Source organism: Brucella sp. 22210, assembly GCF_052045675.1.
Classification (GTDB): domain Bacteria; phylum Pseudomonadota; class Alphaproteobacteria; order Rhizobiales; family Rhizobiaceae; genus Brucella.
This window is the reverse complement of record NZ_JBQEPD010000047.1, coordinates 1-15,804: the sequence shown is the minus strand read 5'-3', so window position 1 is coordinate 15,804 and position 15,804 is coordinate 1. Positions and strand designations below refer to the sequence as shown.

The following is a 15,804-nucleotide window of genomic DNA, read 5'->3' as shown; positions in this document are numbered from 1 at the left end:
CGGCCATATCGCCAAGGCGGCGCTTGCGCGCCCATCGCTCGGGATTGCGCTTGCCCGTTGCCGCTTGCGTTCGGCTTTTATCGGATTTCGGCCGGATGGGGAAATAGGATCGCGGCGGCGGCGCCTTTTCTTCGCGTGCCTTTAGAAGCGCGGTGCGACGCTCCAGCACGGTTTCATAGATCGCGCCGCTGACCGGATCGAGATCCTCAGTCATGGAAACCAGCTTGTTGACCAGCTCGAAGACCACGTCAACCTGGGCAATAGTCTTCATCTGCGCGCAAAGCCGGATGGCTTGCTGCTGCATGGCTTGTATCTTCAAGCCAGTGGTATGGATCGTCACGGTCTTTTGCTCCTGTAAAAAAGGACAAAAAAATCCGTGGCGCGAAGGCGCAAAAGCTCTTGCAATAATGTTTGGGAAGAACTAAATTTAGGTCACTGGATTTTGACCCAAATAGCAGGATTGGCGTCCTGTTAGTTCAAAGAACCCGGCCTTCGTGCCGGTTTTTTTGTGTCCGTAATTAATCTCCGTCGAATCTCAAGTGATTTGCGTGAATCATACGCGCATAGGTGCTTCACCACAATCTGCCTAAGTCACCCCGCAAGTTTCAGAATAGAAATTGCAATTTATTGGGATTCCTTCGAAATCCTCTGCTGCACCGTCATTAGAGGCAGCAATGGTCGGAACCGGCATCAATAGGGGACAGTCTGTGTCTGATAACGGCCTTCGTAGTCCTTGAAGCGCATAACAATGGTCCGGAAGCTTGAAACGTTGGCGTTTTCTTCGCCTACTTTTCTTCTGATTTGCTGGTCACGCCCTCCATAAGCGTAGACGGGACTGCGATACCCGCCGGTAGCCTCGGCTAACCATTCCGGCCCTTTGATGTAGCTCGCTCTCGCCCAATCGAAGCGGTCATTTCCGTATACGCCCTTTTTTGTGGATTCCGAAATAGTTTCACCGTCCCGGTCGCGTCGTCTACGGTACGTGATATCATACATCTCTACCCCATTTTGAATGTCCAGAACTTCCTTCGTGTATCCAGCTTGGTTAATCTGACTAGCCGACATGCCGATCGCAGCGGCGACGGACGGATCGATTTTCATAGGACAGCGCCAGACTTGCAGCGGCGGCTCGACCGGAATTGGCGTAATTCTTCTGATCACTTCCGCTTTTGCAGCCATACACTCAGCAGACGCTGGAAATCCGCCCGCCATACATAAAAGTATAGCACAATCAATTGGGTATGCCTGCGCGGACTCTCCCCAACTAGTTGCAATTGCCATAATCCCGCAAACTGTCGATAAAAAACAATTCCTACCAATTTTCACTACATTCATTCCAATATATCAATTGACTTCGTATATTGAATATGACAGATTCATGGCACTTTGCAAGCTTCTTGGCTACAACGGATTCCAACCGTCCCTGTCAGAGAGCTTGAATACAAATGCATGAGTATGAAGTAGGACACTACATTCGAGAGGAATTCTTTAACGACCTGTCGAATGAAGAGAACGGCATACTACTGGTGTACTGCGATAAAGCAGCCACCAAGAATAATACAAAAAAATACACCGGCGTATGGAATTTATATGTTTATAGCGATGACACAAAAAGATGGCATCCACTTGTAAAATCGAAGCTTGTTAGAAAACAGATTGTAAAACGAGAGTTCCTCACCAGTGACGGACTAATTAACAGTATCTTGCGGTTTAGCTTTCCAGTTTTGGGAATACCGAAAGAGCAGGGAAGCGGTTGTGAAATCAATAAAGACGGTACTATTTACTACCGCCCTCAGTGTATTTTTAATAAATAATGCTCATTGCAGCGGTCTTGTTCTAAAATTAAACATTGAAACAGGGGAACTCGAACCAGTCTCGAAAAGCGAACCGGCAAGCAGTTTCCCTTCATCCTCCCCAAAAAAATCCAACCTCAAGAAGCGCTCTTTTTCCAGCACTCCTTCTGTTGAGCCTACACAAGAAACCCTTTCCAGCATCGAGATAACGGCCCAGTCATTTTTCGATGACCGCGCATTAATAAAAGCTAACGTTTCAAATTTTGAATGGTTGGCCTTATTCCGCGCCAATATAGAAATTGAAAGCGCTTATAATCCGCAAATCAAAAGCAAGGCTGGAGCGGTCGGCCTCGGTCAATTAATGCCTGAAACCGCTAAATTACTGAATGTCGATATAAACAATCCTCAAGAAAACCTGAAGGGGTCAGCAGAATATCTTTTATGGCTGCTGGACTCCTTTGGTTCCCCGGATTTGGCAATTGCTGCTTACAACGCCGGGCCTGAAGCGGTCACCAAATACAGAGGTGTACCGCCATTTGATGAAACCCGCGAGCATGTCCGTAAAGTCCTTGGGGCATTCTTCCGGCTTCGTAAATACTACACCAAACAAAATGGAGTTATAGAAATTGCATCACAAGGATAATCTGTGGTCGAAAACCATTTTAACGACGCTTTCCATTGCTGCCATATACTTTGTGATGGTTGAACCATCGTTTGCTGCGAACATTGATCTAAGCCCGATTACTGAATTTATTCAAAGCATCGTCAACGCATTGACTGGAAAACTTGGCCTGACCGCGGCAACGCTCGCTTTCATTGCCTGTTTTATTACTTGGTTCTTTGGAATCATCGATTTTCGTCAGCTTATCTGGGTTGTGATTGCCATTATCGGCATTGGTTCGGCAGCGACCATCGTCAAGAGCCTTTGGAGCGGTGCCACCTAAGACAGATAGGCGGAAAGGATACGCGTTCTTTCCGCCTGAAACTCAATTCATTATCGGCGGCACAGTATCATGCTTGAGATGAATGAAATATATCGAGGCTTGCAACATAAGCCGACAATAATCGGACTGCCACTATATGAATTTCTAATCTGGATTTCCTTTAGTGGCCTTACATTCATGTGGACGCAAACCTATTACATCCTGATTTTTTCGGTCATTCTTTATTGTTTGTTGTTTATCGGCGCCAAGTGGGATCAGAATTTTCTTTTCGTTGGCTTTGTCATCCTGAACAAGTTCCGCCGCAATCGCAACAGCGGCATTTGGGGAGGGACTTCCTATGAGCCATAACCTCGACAAGAAAAACCCGAGTTTCAAGGCTTTTGCCCGTTCTTCGGCAGGTGCAAAAGTGTATCCGGCGGCGCTTTTCCACGAGCAACAGTTTGAGGACTATTTGCCCTATGCCTTCCTGATAGGCGACGACAAGACAATTCAGACCAAAGACCGTAAACTGTTGCAATGCCTCCGCCTTGATGGCCTGAACTCGGCAACTGCAAGTGATGAGAAAATAGACCAGCTAAAGAACCTTCTCGCCAAGATCATTGGCAACAATGATGATAGCTTTAGTTATTACGTCCATAAGATTTCCAAACCCATAAACTATGATCCCGAAACGATCACAGGCAACGAATTTGCTGCCGAAATTGATGGCAAATGGGTCGATTATCTCCATAATTCTGCGTTCCGCGACGTAACAATTACGATCACTGTTATTTCTAGCCCGTCAATTCTCTTGAAAGTCGGCGGGGTCATTGAAAAAATACGGCAATGGCGTGACGGCAGCGCAAGCAATGCGCGTTATGAAGCCTATCGGGCTGACATTGCCGAACGTGTGGTTCGCCTCGATGAATTAACCGGCTTGATGATGTCAGCATTCGCGGACATTCAAGCGCGGGTCCTCACTGCGAGCAGTGGCGAACTTCTCGGCTTTCTGGAAAGCATCGGCTGCGGGACCGAAACAAAAGCCTTTCCTCTCGATGAATACGCTGTCCTGTCACGGTCGATTGCAAATTACCGCCCGACCTTGCGCGGTACGACACTGCATATTTCGGGCGGTTCCGTTTCTAACAGGATCGGGCGCATATTCACGATCAAGAGCTATCCCCGGCATACTTTCGCCGGAATTTTCGACGGTCTGAAGCTCCCCCTTGATGTGGTCATTACCAATTCGTTCACGCCAATTCCCGACGAGGCCGCGAAGGAACTTCTGCGCCGCGTACTGGCGCAGCGTTCCAGCATCAACGATGCGGCGCAAACCGATCTGGAACAGATGCGGGAAGGCCGGAACAAGATTGCCAGCGGCCTTGAACGGCTCGGCTATCACCACATGACCGTCGCGATTTATGCGGAAGATGCGCCAACTCTCGATAAAGCGTCGGCAGAAATTCGCGCTATAGCACAAGAAGCTGGCGCAAAAGTCATCACGGAAGCGTTTGCGGGTAAGGGCCATTATTTCGCACAATGGCCCGGCAATGAGGAGTTTCGGTCCAGAACCGGCCTGATTTCCAATTACGCTTTTGCGGGCATCGCTTCTCTGCATCGGACACCTACAGGGCTTGACGGTGATTCAGTCGTGTGGAGCGCGCCGCTAACAGCATTTCCAACGCTCGACGGCGGACTTTATAAGCTCAACTTCCATCCGAGAAGTCGCCCAGGAGCGGAACCACCCGCCGCTCACGCTGCCATGTTTGGCGATATGGGTTCGGGGAAAACGGTGCTGATTGACTTCATCACCGCACAAGCGCGACGGCAGAATGTCCGGACTTTCATTTTCGACTACAGGCGCGGAACAGAAAACGCGGTAAAGGCTCTCAAGGGTGCGTTTACGACCATTGCACCCGATACGCCCACCGGCCTGAATCCGCTTTACGCTGAAACCGACGCCGAAGGTCGCGCATGGCTGACGGATTGGCTTATTGCCCTGCTGGATCGTGACGACCACAAATTTAGTGCCGCACAGCGGCAGGCCATTACCGACGCTATCAATATGAATGCGGACGCCCCCGACAAGCTGCGCAATTTCGGCGCGTTCGTTGAACTGTTTTCCCATGTCGATGATGACGGCGATCTGCAACAGCGCATCAGGGAATGGGCCGGTGATGGCCGCTTCGGGTGGGTTTTCGGCAAAAATCCAGTGGAAGAATTTGCGCTTAACAATCCAGTGATGGCCTTCGATATGACGAACCTCATCGATTCCGGCCATGAGAAGGAAAAGACTGCAATTCTCGGCTATCTTTTCCGCCAGATTGAAAAGAAGCTCCGCGATAAAAAGCCCACCCTCATCATTGTTGACGAAGCGTGGAGCGCTTTGAACACAGACTATTTTGCAAAGAAACTTGGTGACTGGCTGGTAACAGCGAGAAAGCTCAATGCTGTCGTGGTTCTTTGTACACAGTTTCCTTCACAGATTACAGGCTCCCGGCTTGGTGCCGGAATGCTCCAAGCTATCAGAACGCATATTGTTCTTCCCAACCGCAACGCAAAGCCGATCAATTATGAAAGCATCGATCTGAACGACCGCGAACTGAACACGGTCCTTCAGTCCCCGCCCGGAATGCGGCTTGCTCTGATCCGCAATGAAACGGAATCGGTCGCGGTCAACATCAATCTTTCCGCTCTCGGTGAGCACCTGACGATTATGGGCGGCGGGCCATCCGGCGAAGCTGCCTTCGCTGAATATATTGCTAGGAAATCTCATGGCTAAATTTATGCTGCCGCTTGCGGTTCTGGCCCTTCTTACTGGCTGCGCCAGTGTAAAGCCTGCGAAATCGCATTGTTTTTCCATGGGCGCTGTGACGTGCCATTTTACGCCGATAGATCAGCTATGGGGTGCGTCCGATGCTGCACCGGCTAACTAGACCAGTCTTTTTTGTCGGTCTGCTGACTTCAACGGCAGCACTCGCGCAAGGCGTTCCCACCAATGATAGCCCATTAATTTTGAAGGCTATCGACAAGCTGAAAAGCGACCTGTCGGGCCTGACGACGCAAGACAACAAAAAGGAGGAATCCGCCAAGATCAACAGCAATGATGATGAAATCATAGCCGAACTCGACAAGCTTATTGAAGCAGGGACATTGCCGAAACAGCCCACCGAAGCCAGCATTGACGAGCTTGAGAAGGGTTCCGGGGATCCAAAGGCGTCCGCCGATAACCTGTATAATCCTGACGACAAAAACCCGGCGGCGTCAAAGGCGTTCGGTGACGCGGCTCTTACCGTCGAACAAGTCATTATTCAGGCGGCGAAGGACACTTACAGCCTGCCCGGGGTTTCGAAGGCCGGGTTGTCGCAAGCGCAATGGCGGGCCTTGCTGCAGGCGCTTATCTGGCAGGAAAGCCGGTTCAACCCCCACGCCAAATCCCCGGTGGGCGCTTATGGATTGACGCAGCTCATGCCCGGCACTGCAAAGAACGTGGGTGTTGACCCTGAATATTATACCAATCCTTATGCGCAGGCTAAAGGCGGCGCTACCTATCTGGCGCGCATGTTGAATATGTTCAACGGCAGCATTGTCAATGCTCTGGCCGGATACAATGCCGGTCCCGGCAATGTGCAGAAATATGGTGGCGTTCCTCCGTTCAAGGAAACCCGCAATTATGTCGTGGTCATTCCGAACAAATATAACCAGTATCTGGCGAAGATTGGCGGCATCGATGCGGAAGGCACGATTGAACCGACGCTTGCAGCCGGGGCTAACTTCGCCCTGAGCGGCGATGCGGCCATGAATTACGCCGACAACAGCGCGGCAACAATCGCCCTCATTGCAAAACGCCTCAAAGACATAATCCAGCAAATGCGCAGCAACGAGAACCCGACCAAGGCGTGGGCGCTCAATTCCTATGCCCGCGCCGAAATGGGCCGGATTATGGCGCTGCGTCTGCGACTGGCTTCTGTCCGCGCCCGTCTAGTCAGCGCTGAAGCCTTGATGGAAGCCGCCGAACACGCGGAAGAAAGAGCATTTTTTAATTTTACAGGAACGGGACAATGAAGATTAAAAACAAGGTATTTGCCGGATTATTCGTCATATTGATGGGTTCAGGCGAGGCCCATGCGCAGGGCGTTCCGGTCATAGATCAGACCAATATTCTGAAATCGATAGACCAGCTTAATGTCATGATCAAGGATGCTGGCATCCAGACAGATTTGCTGGATCAGGCCAAAAAGCATCTCGACAACCTTAAGCAGCAATTATCGCAGTTGCAGGATATTTATAAGCAGTTCAGCGGCCTACGGAATATTGCCGGGCTGGAATTGCCCGGAGAACTTAACGGTTTGCTGAAGGGCGACATGAACGGCGTGCTCAACACCTTCCTGTCGGGCGCAAGCGGTGACTGGTCCAGCCTGACGGCGGGCAAGTCGTCGGCAATGCAGGCGACGATTGAAAAGAGCCTGAAATCGGCTGGCCTGTCGCAGAATGCGCTACAACAATGGTCTTCGTCCAATGTGCCGGTACAGCAGAGAACAGCACAGCAGGCAGCGGCGGGGGCGACGCTCGCGGCAACGGCTGAACAATCCTATAAGGAGGCCGGACAATCGCTTGAGCGCGTCAACAAGATCCTCGATGAAACCAAAAATAGCGACGACATAAAAGCGTCCATCGACAACAATACCCGCATGTTGGCCGAACTCTCTATCCAGCTTGCAAAATCTCTCGAAATTTCATCCGTCGAAGCGGCCTATAATGGTCAGGGTGGCGTCATCACGGCAGCAGAACGGGCCGAGGAGCGCAAGTTCTTCACCTTTGGCAATGAGTAAGCGGAGAGTACAGCCAATGGCAAAAATTGGAGCCGCGCTTGAGGAAGAACTGATTTTCGGCGCGTTGGACCGGGAAAAGCGCTGGCGGCGCATTGCCTATGTGGGCTTGACCTTCGGGATTATCGGATGCCTGACAACCGGAGCTGTTGCTATATTCGTGGACAAGCCAGCGCCCGAACTCGTTCCCTATGACGTGCGCAATGGTGTTGTTCTGCCCGACACGAAAATTACCTCCATTTCCACAAAGCAGACTGACGCAATTATTGAATCCCTCGTCTACGCCTATGTGCAGGATCGGGAGAGTTACAACTTTTTTGATAATGATCTGCGGATTGAATCCGTGCGGCAGCGCTCAACCGGAGCTGCACTGGAAAGCCTGCGCGCTCTTTGGGACAGTCAGAACCCCGACAGTCTCCCCAAGCAATACGGCAACAAATCGCGCATTGATGTTGCCATATCCAGCATCAATCTGCTTTCCGACAATCGCGCTCAAGTGCAAATCCGTAAACGCCTGACTGCTGTCGAAGGTTCATCGGACGGCGCTTTCCTCGTCACTGTCGAATACCAGCTGACACCTGCCAGGCGCGACAGCCTTGAAGCCGTCTGGAAAAATCCATTTGGCTTCATCGTCACAAACTACCGCGCTGCGCCACAACAATATCAAGAGAATGATGGAGGGGCGCGGTAATGCGAAAACTGTTCATTGCAGGTATGATGTGCCTTGTGCCGACGCTGGCAAGCGCCGAAGCGGTGCCACCGTCGAACAATCTTGACAAGCGGGTTCGTGACGCAACCTATGTTGACGGTCAGGTCTACCGTATTAATGCCTCCGTCCTTCGGGCGACCACGATTGAATTTCCGCCGGGCGAAACCCTCAATAACGTTGTCGCCGGTGACACGGAATCCTTGCAGTTCCAAAGTATTCCGGGAGGCCGCGTCGTCGCCATCAAGCCGGTGACGCGTGGCATCAACACCAATGTTACCTTGTTTACCAACCGGCGCGCTTATTACCTTAATGTCATCGAACGCGCCGACACGCCCTATTTTACCGTGCGTTTTAATGGCGGCTATACGGTCAAGGACCACCCCTTACCGGATAGCAAGAAAGTCCAGCCAATGGGCATCTATCGACGGTACGGAGCAAATCTCAAGAATGCCATAACTCCGACGAACGTGTGGGATGATGGCGTATATACCTATTTTGAGTTCTACCCCACCTCACCGATCCCGGCGATTTTCAAAACCCTGACCGGTGACGAAATCACCGTGAACAGTTCCATTCTTGAAAACAAGGTCGTTCGTGTTTCCGGCATATCCAATTTCTGGATCCTCCGTTCCGGCTCGCTGGAAACGGTCGTGAAACGAATGAACCCCGAACAACCCGTTCGTATGCAGCATGCGGAGGCGCGTCGTGACCGATAAAAGCCCTGAAGAAAAAGCGGCTGAATTGGCCGCCGATGTGCAAGCATCTCGGCAACAGAATGCCCGCGAACCGGGAGCGGCTATGAAAATAGCCGTGGTGGGCGGTGTCTGTCTGGCGAGTGTCGCGTTTCTAACTTACCTCTATTGGCCCCGCCACGATGAACACGGCCTGAAGACAAGCGAAAACACGTCTTTCGTATCGGGAACCGGCGACGGCTTCGGCAATCTGGCCCGGCCTGTTCCGCCACGTGCACCAGACCCGAACCCGGAACTGCTCAAGCAGATAGAGGAAATGAAAAAACTGATTGCGGAACTGAAAAACCGCAAGCCCGAAACCGTGACCGACCAAGCCGCTATCGATCGCATGAACGAACAGGTTGCGGAATTGCAGCACCAAATTAAGGAAGCTTCGGAGGGCTACGAACAGACGCTTTCGCAAAAGGATTTGGAACTCCAACGCCTGAAAAACGAGCTCGATGCACGCCGCCTCCAGAACGGCGAAGATGTTGATAATGATGAAGCTCGCAGATTGGCTGCGCAACAGCTTCTGGATCGTCGCATAAAATCGCCTCTGGACCCACTTGGCGGTAGCGGTGGTAGCGGCGAAGGCAAACAGACGCCCGATAGTGCCGAATTGGATCAACGCCGCTTGAGCCAAAATGAACTATTTGCCCGCGCCTCTGCCAAGCGTTCAGCCGTAGAACAGGCTAAAATCGTTGCCAATCCTTCCAATACGGTGATGCAGGGAACCGTTGTTCAAGCATCGTTAGAAACGGCAATCAACACCGATATGCCGGGCGCGATCCGGGCGATTGTCACCGAGGATGTTCATTCCGTCGATGGTCAGCGCGTCCTCATACCGCGTGGGTCGAAGGTATTGGGCCGCTACTCCGACAATATCAAGCTCGGTCAGAAGCGGGTCATGGTGATTTGGGACCGTCTGATATTGCCAGACTACCAGACCGTGACAATCAATTCCTATGGCGCTGACGCAATCGGGCAGGCCGGTGTGAGCGGCAAGGTCGATTCTCACTTCTTGGAACGCTTTGGCTCGGCCTCGCTCATCAGCGTCATCGGCATTGCTCCGGCGGTCGCGACCGCCAGCCTTACTAACCGCAACAGCAACAGCGACGACAAAGGCGGCTATAATGAAACCACAGCGCTTGCCAATGCCATTTCCCAAAACATGCAGTCATCGCTTGGCGGCGTGATCGGAGAATACCTCAATCGGCCCCCAACGATCGGCGTCCATCAGGGCGCGAATGTGACCATCTTCGTTGACCGCGATCTGGAAATCTTTTGATGGACTATCTGCACGAACAGTTGAAACCTTTGGGCCTGTTTCTCCGCGATCCTTCGACGGTGGAAATTGCGGTGAATCCTGATTGTTCGGTGTGGGTCCTGCGGCGCGGTGATGTTTCCATGCAGCGCGCCGATCTGACTTTCAGGAAGGGGCAGGCGCACAAGCTGATTGAGTTGATAGCGGGCAAGGCTCACGCGAAAACAAGCGACAAGAAGTTGCTCGTTTCCGCGTCCATAACTTACGACAATCGGCTTGTCCGGGCACAAGGGCTGCTGCCGCCTGCGGTCCAGGGCGAAGCTGCATTGTCGCTGCGCCTGTTTGCTTCGATCAATATCGACCAGATTAACCTCACCTATCTGCATGGAAAATCGCATTCCATATCGGCCCGGCATGAGGAAATCCTTGCCGATCTGGACGAGCTGATAGCGTCGGGCGACCTCATGAACACGCTTTCATTCTGTGTCGCAAACCGCCTCAACGTGCTGATCGCAGGCGGCACCGATACCGGCAAAACCGTTGCGCTCCGCAAAATCCTCTCCCTGATCGATCCCGCCGACCGGCTGATTACAATCGAAGATGCCGAGGAATTGTTACCGACGCAACCCAATACAGTCCCAATGATCGCTGACAGGCACAGCGACACGAGAACAACCGATAGGCTGCTTGAAGCGTCGCTTCGAATGCGGCCTGACAGGATCATAGTGGGCGAAATCCGGGGCAAAGAGGCGATGACGTTTCTGGAAGCCATCAACACCGGCCACGGCGGYTCCATGTCAACCATCCATGCCGAGACACCAGACCTTGCGCTGGATCGACTAGCGATTGCTGCCGCTCRCGCCGATGTTCCCATGACCTACGACAATCTCCGCGCCYACATTCATMGMACYATMGACGTGATTGTGCAGGCCGGGCGGCATGGCTCGCAAAGAGGCATTGCCGAAATCTACCGTGTGAGAGGAAAGCACTAACATGAAAAAAGCACTGCTCGCCTTGCTGGTCATCGTGGCCACTGCGCCCGCTTTCGCCGGATCGTCCGAGGAGGACGCCCGGCAGCGCGAGAAAGAATTTTTTGATTTCGCGCGCCCACAAATGGCACCAGATGGCGAAAGCGGGATTACGTCCAAAGGCTGTAAGTGGACAAACGTTCCGATATGGTTCCGTGAGAAATATAAAGAAAAAAACGGCGTTTTCGTACTAGGCGATATTCGTAACACCATCATCGGAAACAACGTTATTTCCAAAAATACATGCACATGCGAAATGCTGTATCCCACTTGGGACGAGGCAATAAAAATATATGAGAATGAATTTAAAGATTTGGATGTTACCGCCCCTTATGGATCGGAAACGAACGTTTTCCTTAGAAAATATAGTTCGAAATCGCAAAGCCTCATCATGAAGGCTCGCGAAATCTGCAAAACAGCAGGTATTTTCTAATGGATTCTTTTGTCACCGGTTTTGTTTCGTCGGCAGATTCCCTGATCAAAGGCGTGTCCGCGTCCGGCTTTGGTGCCGTGTTTCAGGCCATCAACGGCACAGCGGCAGCGGCGGCTACTCTATCCATAGTTGCTCTGATTTTGAATCAGTTCCTACAGATACACGCTATTTCTCTTGGCCGATTTCTCGGCCACTTGGTCAAGCTGACAGCAATCGTCATCATCGGTTTTAAATGGAACAACTTCGGCCAAGTAACGGAAGCTGTACAAGGAGGAATGGATTCAATCGCCGCCAAGCTCTTAACGATGACAGCCCCTTCAAGCGCGAATACCGTTGCTGGCGCGATTGACGCTATGATCAACACCCTCGCACTGAAAGGAAATGAAGTAGGACAACGGGCAAGTTGGTTTGCCGGTGCGATCATGTCCAATCTCATCACATGGCAGTTAAGCTTGCTTGGTTGCCTTGGATGCTTGATTATTATCTATTCAAAGGTAATGTTTTCGGTATTTGTTTGCATAGCCCCCATGTTTATTGCCTGCTACATATTCGACACTACCAAGGATTATTTCTTTCGCTGGATTCAAGGGGCGATCACATACGCATTGTACCCGGTCATAACAGCAGGGTTGCTGGGGATGATATACAACGTAATTTATAGTTATCTTTCAAAATCCGTAAATCAACCAATAGAAACTATTGCTGGGTTCATTCCATTTATTGCAACGGCAAGCATACTAATTCTTGCCATCTTTTTTATTCCATCTATTGTAAATGGCCTTTCTGGTATGGTTCAAAGTATCAAACCTAACGAGATTATTTCGCAAGCAAGAACCCTTTATAATGTTATTTCCAGACCAGCACCGGGCACAACAAATGCCCCGCCGCCAAAGCAAGCCAGCGCTCAAGCGCCGAGGTCATTTCCCGATTCCCCTGCCAAGATGCAGGCGCGGTATGACCGTATTCATGGGAAGTAGGGTTCTTGTCGTCTGAGGCGGATATTAAGAGCGATTCAAATGAGGCGAGCCGTACAGGCGGCGCATTGCTGATAATAGCAATATTCGCCGCTCTGTTTTTTCCTTGCCCTGACACTCGCATATAGCCTTCTCTCGTGGGGTATTCTTCCCGCCTATGCGCCAAGCCCGGCCTGCTTGAATAGCCCGGAAACCTTGAGGCAAACGGCTTCGACATTTTCGGCGTCTTTCTTGGCGAGATCCTTCACTGGATCTCCTTTCCTGACTTGTCTCGGCGTTTGCGCTTTTGCCACCCTTGCGCGCTTGTCCGCTGAATGCCTGCGCTCTTGCCCGTCTATGTTTGCTGCCGGTCGGTCGGCCTGCTTCGCCCGCTCGGCTCCGATCTCCGCGATTGCCTGCGAAACCGATTCCACGGTTTTGATTTCGTCGTAATCGGCTTCGGTGATGACCCGCTTAGGAAGTGGAAACGGCGCGTTCGGGTCTTGGCCGTCATAGATGGGCTTCAATTCACGATCCGCAAAATACTGAATGCGCTTTGCCCGGATCGGCATGGCCGCATTCACAACGATAATGATCTCATCGGAAGGCAACCGGCGCGCATCATCCTTGGTCAGCAACGGATATTCTTCTGTCCGCTCGGTGACATTGGCCCCGAAAACGCCGTCCTTCATGGACTTTGAGCGGGTCGTGACCTTCTTGGTCGTCGTGCCGACCGATTGCGATAATTCCTCGACCGTGTCCTCTTCTGACGGGGTGAGATAGAGTTTCAGGCCACTGCTGGCTTGAATGGCCTTGCGATCCTCGACACCATAGACGCGATCAAGGTCGGGAATGGACTGCGTGATAATGGCGACATTGCCGCCATAGCTGCGCAACAGCGAAATGCTGTCCACGATGATTTTCATCTTGCCCAGGCGCTGAAACTCGTCGAGCAGGAACATGACCGGGAACGGCTCGTCCGGCTCCGGCTCCTTCTCCTGCAGTTTGGCGATGGCTTCCGCGAAGAACATGCGCACCAGTGGCGCGATTGTCGGAATATCTTCGCTCGTAACGGTGAAATAAACCGTATGCGGTGCACGGCGGAAATCCCCGAAATCGAAATCGTTCCCGGCTGTCACCGCGCAGATATGCGGATTGGCCCACGGCGAAAAGCCGCTAGAATCGAGAATGGAGAGATAGGCGCTCAACGTGTCGGACGCCGTATTCGCGAGCTTCTGGAACAATCCGCGTGCATGGCCGTCGCGAACGACCTTGGCGTAAGCTGCAAAGCGATCATTGTTGGTGCCTTCGCCGTTGAAGGCCAGCTTGTGCACATGGCCGAGATTGAACTTGCCCTGCTCGAAAGCCAAAAGCGCGCAACTGACAAAAACCTCCCGGCTGTTCGGCAGGAAGCTTTCAGCCTGCGGGCTTTGCGCGGCAAGAAATAAGGTCGCCAGCTTGTCAAGCGCCGCCATGCGCTGCGCCGGGTTGGTCATTTTCTCGATGCGGCTCAACGGATTCCAGCGGTGTGTCGGCTGGCCATACTCGGTCGGCCCGAAGCGAAGCACCTTATGCCCCTTCGCCGCTCGATGCCGGGCGGTTTTCTCGAAACACTCGCCCTTCACGTCCAGAACAATGGCGCTGCCGAGATAGGTCAGAAGATTGGGGATCGTGAAGCCCACCGTCTTACCGGCCCCGGTCGGCGCGACCAGAAGGCAATGCGGAAACTTGGCCGAAACGATCAGCTTGCCCTTGGAGGACGGCTTGCCGGTCTTGCCAAGCAGAAAGCCGGTGGCCGGGTTCGCGAAAAAGCGATTGCGCTTCATGTCGCTGATCGTCTGCCACTTGGTGACGCCATATTGTGTCAAACCGGAATCGAGCATTCGCGTGCTCAACAGCAAGCCGCCGATCATCGGCAAGACGATCACGACAGCGGACACTTGCCATTCGCGAAAATGCAGCCGGTAAAGCGACTGGAAGTTTTCAATCAGATAGAAAGCGCCGATAGTCCAATTCTTGTGCCAGACGGTCAAAACCATTAGCGCCAGTATATAACCCAACAGCGCGCCCGATACGGTCAAGAGAGCCGCGCCGATAATCTGTTTGCGTCGATCTTCAGCCAGAACCATTGTCCTCACCTCACAAGCCCAGTTTATGGTCGCTGTTCAGGTTGTGAGAACGGGTGTCCTCGGTAAGCTGGCGCTGTTCTTCAAGCTGTTCGCGTTCCTCGTGCAACTCAAACAGCACCTTGTCGGTCAATATGGCCTTTTCGGTATCGTCCATATTGTAACCGTGCTGACGCATCGCCTCGACATAGGTTTTACCCATATCGTATGCCTCGCGCTGATCGATCTCGATATTTGCCGCCTTCAGGTGCTCCACGAACTCCGACACATTGCCGTTCTGAAGATCGCGCACACCTGTTTCACCGACAATCGCCTTCAGCCCATCGATAAGCTTGCGGCTTTCATCGAAAGTCAGACTGTCTTTAGCTGCCAGTTCCCGCACTTCGCGGGCGGTTTCCTCTTGCGCGACGATGCCGAAATAGCGGTTTTCAACCGCGTTCAACATCGCGACCCGATTTTCGGCGTGGTCTGACCGAAGATCGAAATCCAGCGGAATACCGCGTTCCGTCGCGATCTGGTTCAAATGAACACGGTCTTCCGGCTGAATATAAGATGCTGGCTCTATGAACGGGTAATTCTTGTCGTGTCCCTCGATGTCGAGCGCCTGCGATGCCAATTCTGCATGAAGCGGCGACTTCTGCGCATAAGCGATGAACGCCGCTTTTTCAGCCGTAAACTCGTCTCTTTGCGGCATGACACCGCGAATATCGTCCCACGCATCGATTTCCTCCGTATCCGGGCCACGGTTGGCCGCTTGGTCGAACTGCTCACGCATCCGTTGCAATTCCTGCCAGTCGGACCGCGTGAGTTCGACTTTCTCCGTTAGATCATCCATCATTTCGGCATGGAAAGACGCCGCCCGGTTAAACGCCTCGGTTCGGCCCTGCTCTGTCGTCATGTCGAGATTCATGTGCGCGGCTATCGCGCTTGCATCGCGCTCGATCCAGTGCGTTTCCAATGCAGCCGGCACATGGCCGGTGCCGGCGCGAGCCGCGAACTCATCCTTGTTGATGCC

Annotated in this window: 18 protein-coding genes; 14 read left to right on the top strand and 4 right to left on the bottom strand. The window is 52.4% G+C overall.

Annotated features, from left to right (window positions below):
* On the bottom strand, window positions 1–340 hold a 340-nt coding region (locus tag ACTJKP_RS24325; protein WP_440632504.1), incomplete at its 3' end, for a hypothetical protein.
* Window positions 341–690: 350 nt separating this feature from the next.
* A complete protein-coding gene (locus tag ACTJKP_RS24320; protein WP_440632503.1) occupies window positions 691–1,179 on the bottom strand; it encodes a hypothetical protein in 489 nt (162 codons plus the stop codon).
* A gap of 266 nt (window positions 1,180–1,445) precedes the next feature.
* Between ACTJKP_RS24320 and ACTJKP_RS24315 the strand changes: the two genes are divergently transcribed.
* From ACTJKP_RS24315 to ACTJKP_RS24250, 14 genes are all read left to right on the top strand, one after another.
* The gene (locus tag ACTJKP_RS24315; RefSeq protein ID WP_440632502.1) at window positions 1,446–1,814 is read left to right on the top strand and encodes a hypothetical protein; all 369 of its coding nucleotides are present in this window, start codon (window positions 1,446–1,448) and stop codon (window positions 1,812–1,814) included.
* The gene (locus tag ACTJKP_RS24310) at window positions 1,756–2,436 is read left to right on the top strand and encodes a lytic transglycosylase domain-containing protein (RefSeq protein ID WP_440632501.1); all 681 of its coding nucleotides are present in this window, start codon (window positions 1,756–1,758) and stop codon (window positions 2,434–2,436) included. The genes ACTJKP_RS24315 and ACTJKP_RS24310 overlap by 59 nt, the downstream gene beginning before the upstream one ends.
* The gene (locus ACTJKP_RS24305) at window positions 2,420–2,737 is read left to right on the top strand and encodes a TrbC/VirB2 family protein (RefSeq protein ID WP_440632500.1); all 318 of its coding nucleotides are present in this window, start codon (window positions 2,420–2,422) and stop codon (window positions 2,735–2,737) included. Before ACTJKP_RS24310 ends, ACTJKP_RS24305 begins: the two co-directional genes overlap by 17 nt.
* Window positions 2,738–2,806: 69 nt before the next feature.
* Window positions 2,807–3,085, top strand: coding sequence for a VirB3 family type IV secretion system protein (locus ACTJKP_RS24300; protein WP_440632499.1), 279 nt, complete (start codon window positions 2,807–2,809; stop codon window positions 3,083–3,085).
* Window positions 3,075–5,498, top strand: coding sequence for a TraG/VirB4 family ATPase (locus ACTJKP_RS24295; RefSeq protein WP_440632498.1), 2,424 nt, complete (start codon window positions 3,075–3,077; stop codon window positions 5,496–5,498). The genes ACTJKP_RS24300 and ACTJKP_RS24295 overlap by 11 nt, the downstream gene beginning before the upstream one ends.
* Window positions 5,491–5,652 carry a hypothetical protein gene (locus tag ACTJKP_RS24290; RefSeq protein ID WP_440632497.1) on the top strand — a complete coding sequence of 54 codons (162 nt, stop codon included), beginning with the start codon at window positions 5,491–5,493 and terminating at the stop codon, window positions 5,650–5,652. Before ACTJKP_RS24295 ends, ACTJKP_RS24290 begins: the two co-directional genes overlap by 8 nt.
* On the top strand, window positions 5,633–6,781 hold the full coding sequence (locus ACTJKP_RS24285) for a lytic transglycosylase domain-containing protein (RefSeq protein WP_440632496.1): 1,149 nt from the start codon (window positions 5,633–5,635) through the stop codon (window positions 6,779–6,781). Before ACTJKP_RS24290 ends, ACTJKP_RS24285 begins: the two co-directional genes overlap by 20 nt.
* Window positions 6,778–7,548, top strand: coding sequence for a type IV secretion system protein (locus tag ACTJKP_RS24280; protein WP_440632495.1), 771 nt, complete (start codon window positions 6,778–6,780; stop codon window positions 7,546–7,548). The genes ACTJKP_RS24285 and ACTJKP_RS24280 overlap by 4 nt, the downstream gene beginning before the upstream one ends.
* A gap of 16 nt (window positions 7,549–7,564) precedes the next feature.
* Complete coding sequence (locus tag ACTJKP_RS24275; protein WP_440632494.1) at window positions 7,565–8,236, top strand: virB8 family protein; 672 nt, start codon at window positions 7,565–7,567, stop codon at window positions 8,234–8,236.
* Complete coding sequence (locus tag ACTJKP_RS24270; RefSeq protein ID WP_440632493.1) at window positions 8,236–8,970, top strand: TrbG/VirB9 family P-type conjugative transfer protein; 735 nt, start codon at window positions 8,236–8,238, stop codon at window positions 8,968–8,970. Before ACTJKP_RS24275 ends, ACTJKP_RS24270 begins: the two co-directional genes overlap by 1 nt.
* Window positions 8,960–10,273, top strand: a complete 1,314-nt coding sequence (locus ACTJKP_RS24265) for a TrbI/VirB10 family protein (protein ID WP_440632492.1) — start codon at window positions 8,960–8,962, stop codon at window positions 10,271–10,273. The genes ACTJKP_RS24270 and ACTJKP_RS24265 overlap by 11 nt, the downstream gene beginning before the upstream one ends.
* Window positions 10,273–11,241: an ATPase, T2SS/T4P/T4SS family gene (locus ACTJKP_RS24260; RefSeq protein WP_440632491.1), complete on the top strand. Its 969-nt coding sequence runs from the start codon at window positions 10,273–10,275 to the stop codon at window positions 11,239–11,241. Before ACTJKP_RS24265 ends, ACTJKP_RS24260 begins: the two co-directional genes overlap by 1 nt.
* A 1-nt stretch (window position 11,242) precedes the next feature.
* Window positions 11,243–11,710 carry a hypothetical protein gene (locus ACTJKP_RS24255; RefSeq protein ID WP_440632490.1) on the top strand — a complete coding sequence of 156 codons (468 nt, stop codon included), beginning with the start codon at window positions 11,243–11,245 and terminating at the stop codon, window positions 11,708–11,710.
* A complete protein-coding gene (locus ACTJKP_RS24250) occupies window positions 11,710–12,687 on the top strand; it encodes a type IV secretion system protein (RefSeq protein WP_440632489.1) in 978 nt (325 codons plus the stop codon). Before ACTJKP_RS24255 ends, ACTJKP_RS24250 begins: the two co-directional genes overlap by 1 nt.
* A gap of 152 nt (window positions 12,688–12,839) precedes the next feature.
* Here ACTJKP_RS24250 and ACTJKP_RS24245 read toward each other — a convergent pair whose 3' ends face one another.
* Both ACTJKP_RS24245 and ACTJKP_RS24240 read right to left on the bottom strand, forming a co-directional pair.
* A complete protein-coding gene (locus ACTJKP_RS24245) occupies window positions 12,840–14,792 on the bottom strand; it encodes a type IV secretory system conjugative DNA transfer family protein (RefSeq protein ID WP_440632488.1) in 1,953 nt (650 codons plus the stop codon).
* Between the two features lie 10 nt (window positions 14,793–14,802).
* A partial coding sequence (locus ACTJKP_RS24240; protein ID WP_440632487.1) for a hypothetical protein occupies window positions 14,803–15,804 on the bottom strand: 1,002 nt, incomplete at its 5' end.

Bases quoted from the DNA above. Each gene is read 5' to 3' on its own strand.
- ACTJKP_RS24270 (WP_440632493.1), top strand. From the start codon at position 8,236: ATGCGAAAACTGTTCATTGCAGGTATGATGTGCCTTGTGCCGACGCTG.
- ACTJKP_RS24285 (WP_440632496.1), top strand. From the start codon at position 5,633: ATGCTGCACCGGCTAACTAGACCAGTCTTTTTTGTCGGTCTGCTGACT.
- ACTJKP_RS24300 (WP_440632499.1), top strand. From the start codon at position 2,807: ATGCTTGAGATGAATGAAATATATCGAGGCTTGCAACATAAGCCGACA.
- ACTJKP_RS24290 (WP_440632497.1), top strand. From the start codon at position 5,491: ATGGCTAAATTTATGCTGCCGCTTGCGGTTCTGGCCCTTCTTACTGGC.
- ACTJKP_RS24275 (WP_440632494.1), top strand. From the start codon at position 7,565: ATGGCAAAAATTGGAGCCGCGCTTGAGGAAGAACTGATTTTCGGCGCG.
- ACTJKP_RS24280 (WP_440632495.1), top strand. From the start codon at position 6,778: ATGAAGATTAAAAACAAGGTATTTGCCGGATTATTCGTCATATTGATG.
- ACTJKP_RS24255 (WP_440632490.1), top strand. From the start codon at position 11,243: ATGAAAAAAGCACTGCTCGCCTTGCTGGTCATCGTGGCCACTGCGCCC.
- ACTJKP_RS24320 (WP_440632503.1), bottom strand. From the start codon at position 1,179: ATGGCTGCAAAAGCGGAAGTGATCAGAAGAATTACGCCAATTCCGGTC.
- ACTJKP_RS24295 (WP_440632498.1), top strand. From the start codon at position 3,075: ATGAGCCATAACCTCGACAAGAAAAACCCGAGTTTCAAGGCTTTTGCC.
- ACTJKP_RS24245 (WP_440632488.1), bottom strand. From the start codon at position 14,792: ATGGTTCTGGCTGAAGATCGACGCAAACAGATTATCGGCGCGGCTCTC.
- ACTJKP_RS24250 (WP_440632489.1), top strand. From the start codon at position 11,710: ATGGATTCTTTTGTCACCGGTTTTGTTTCGTCGGCAGATTCCCTGATC.
- ACTJKP_RS24315 (WP_440632502.1), top strand. From the start codon at position 1,446: ATGCATGAGTATGAAGTAGGACACTACATTCGAGAGGAATTCTTTAAC.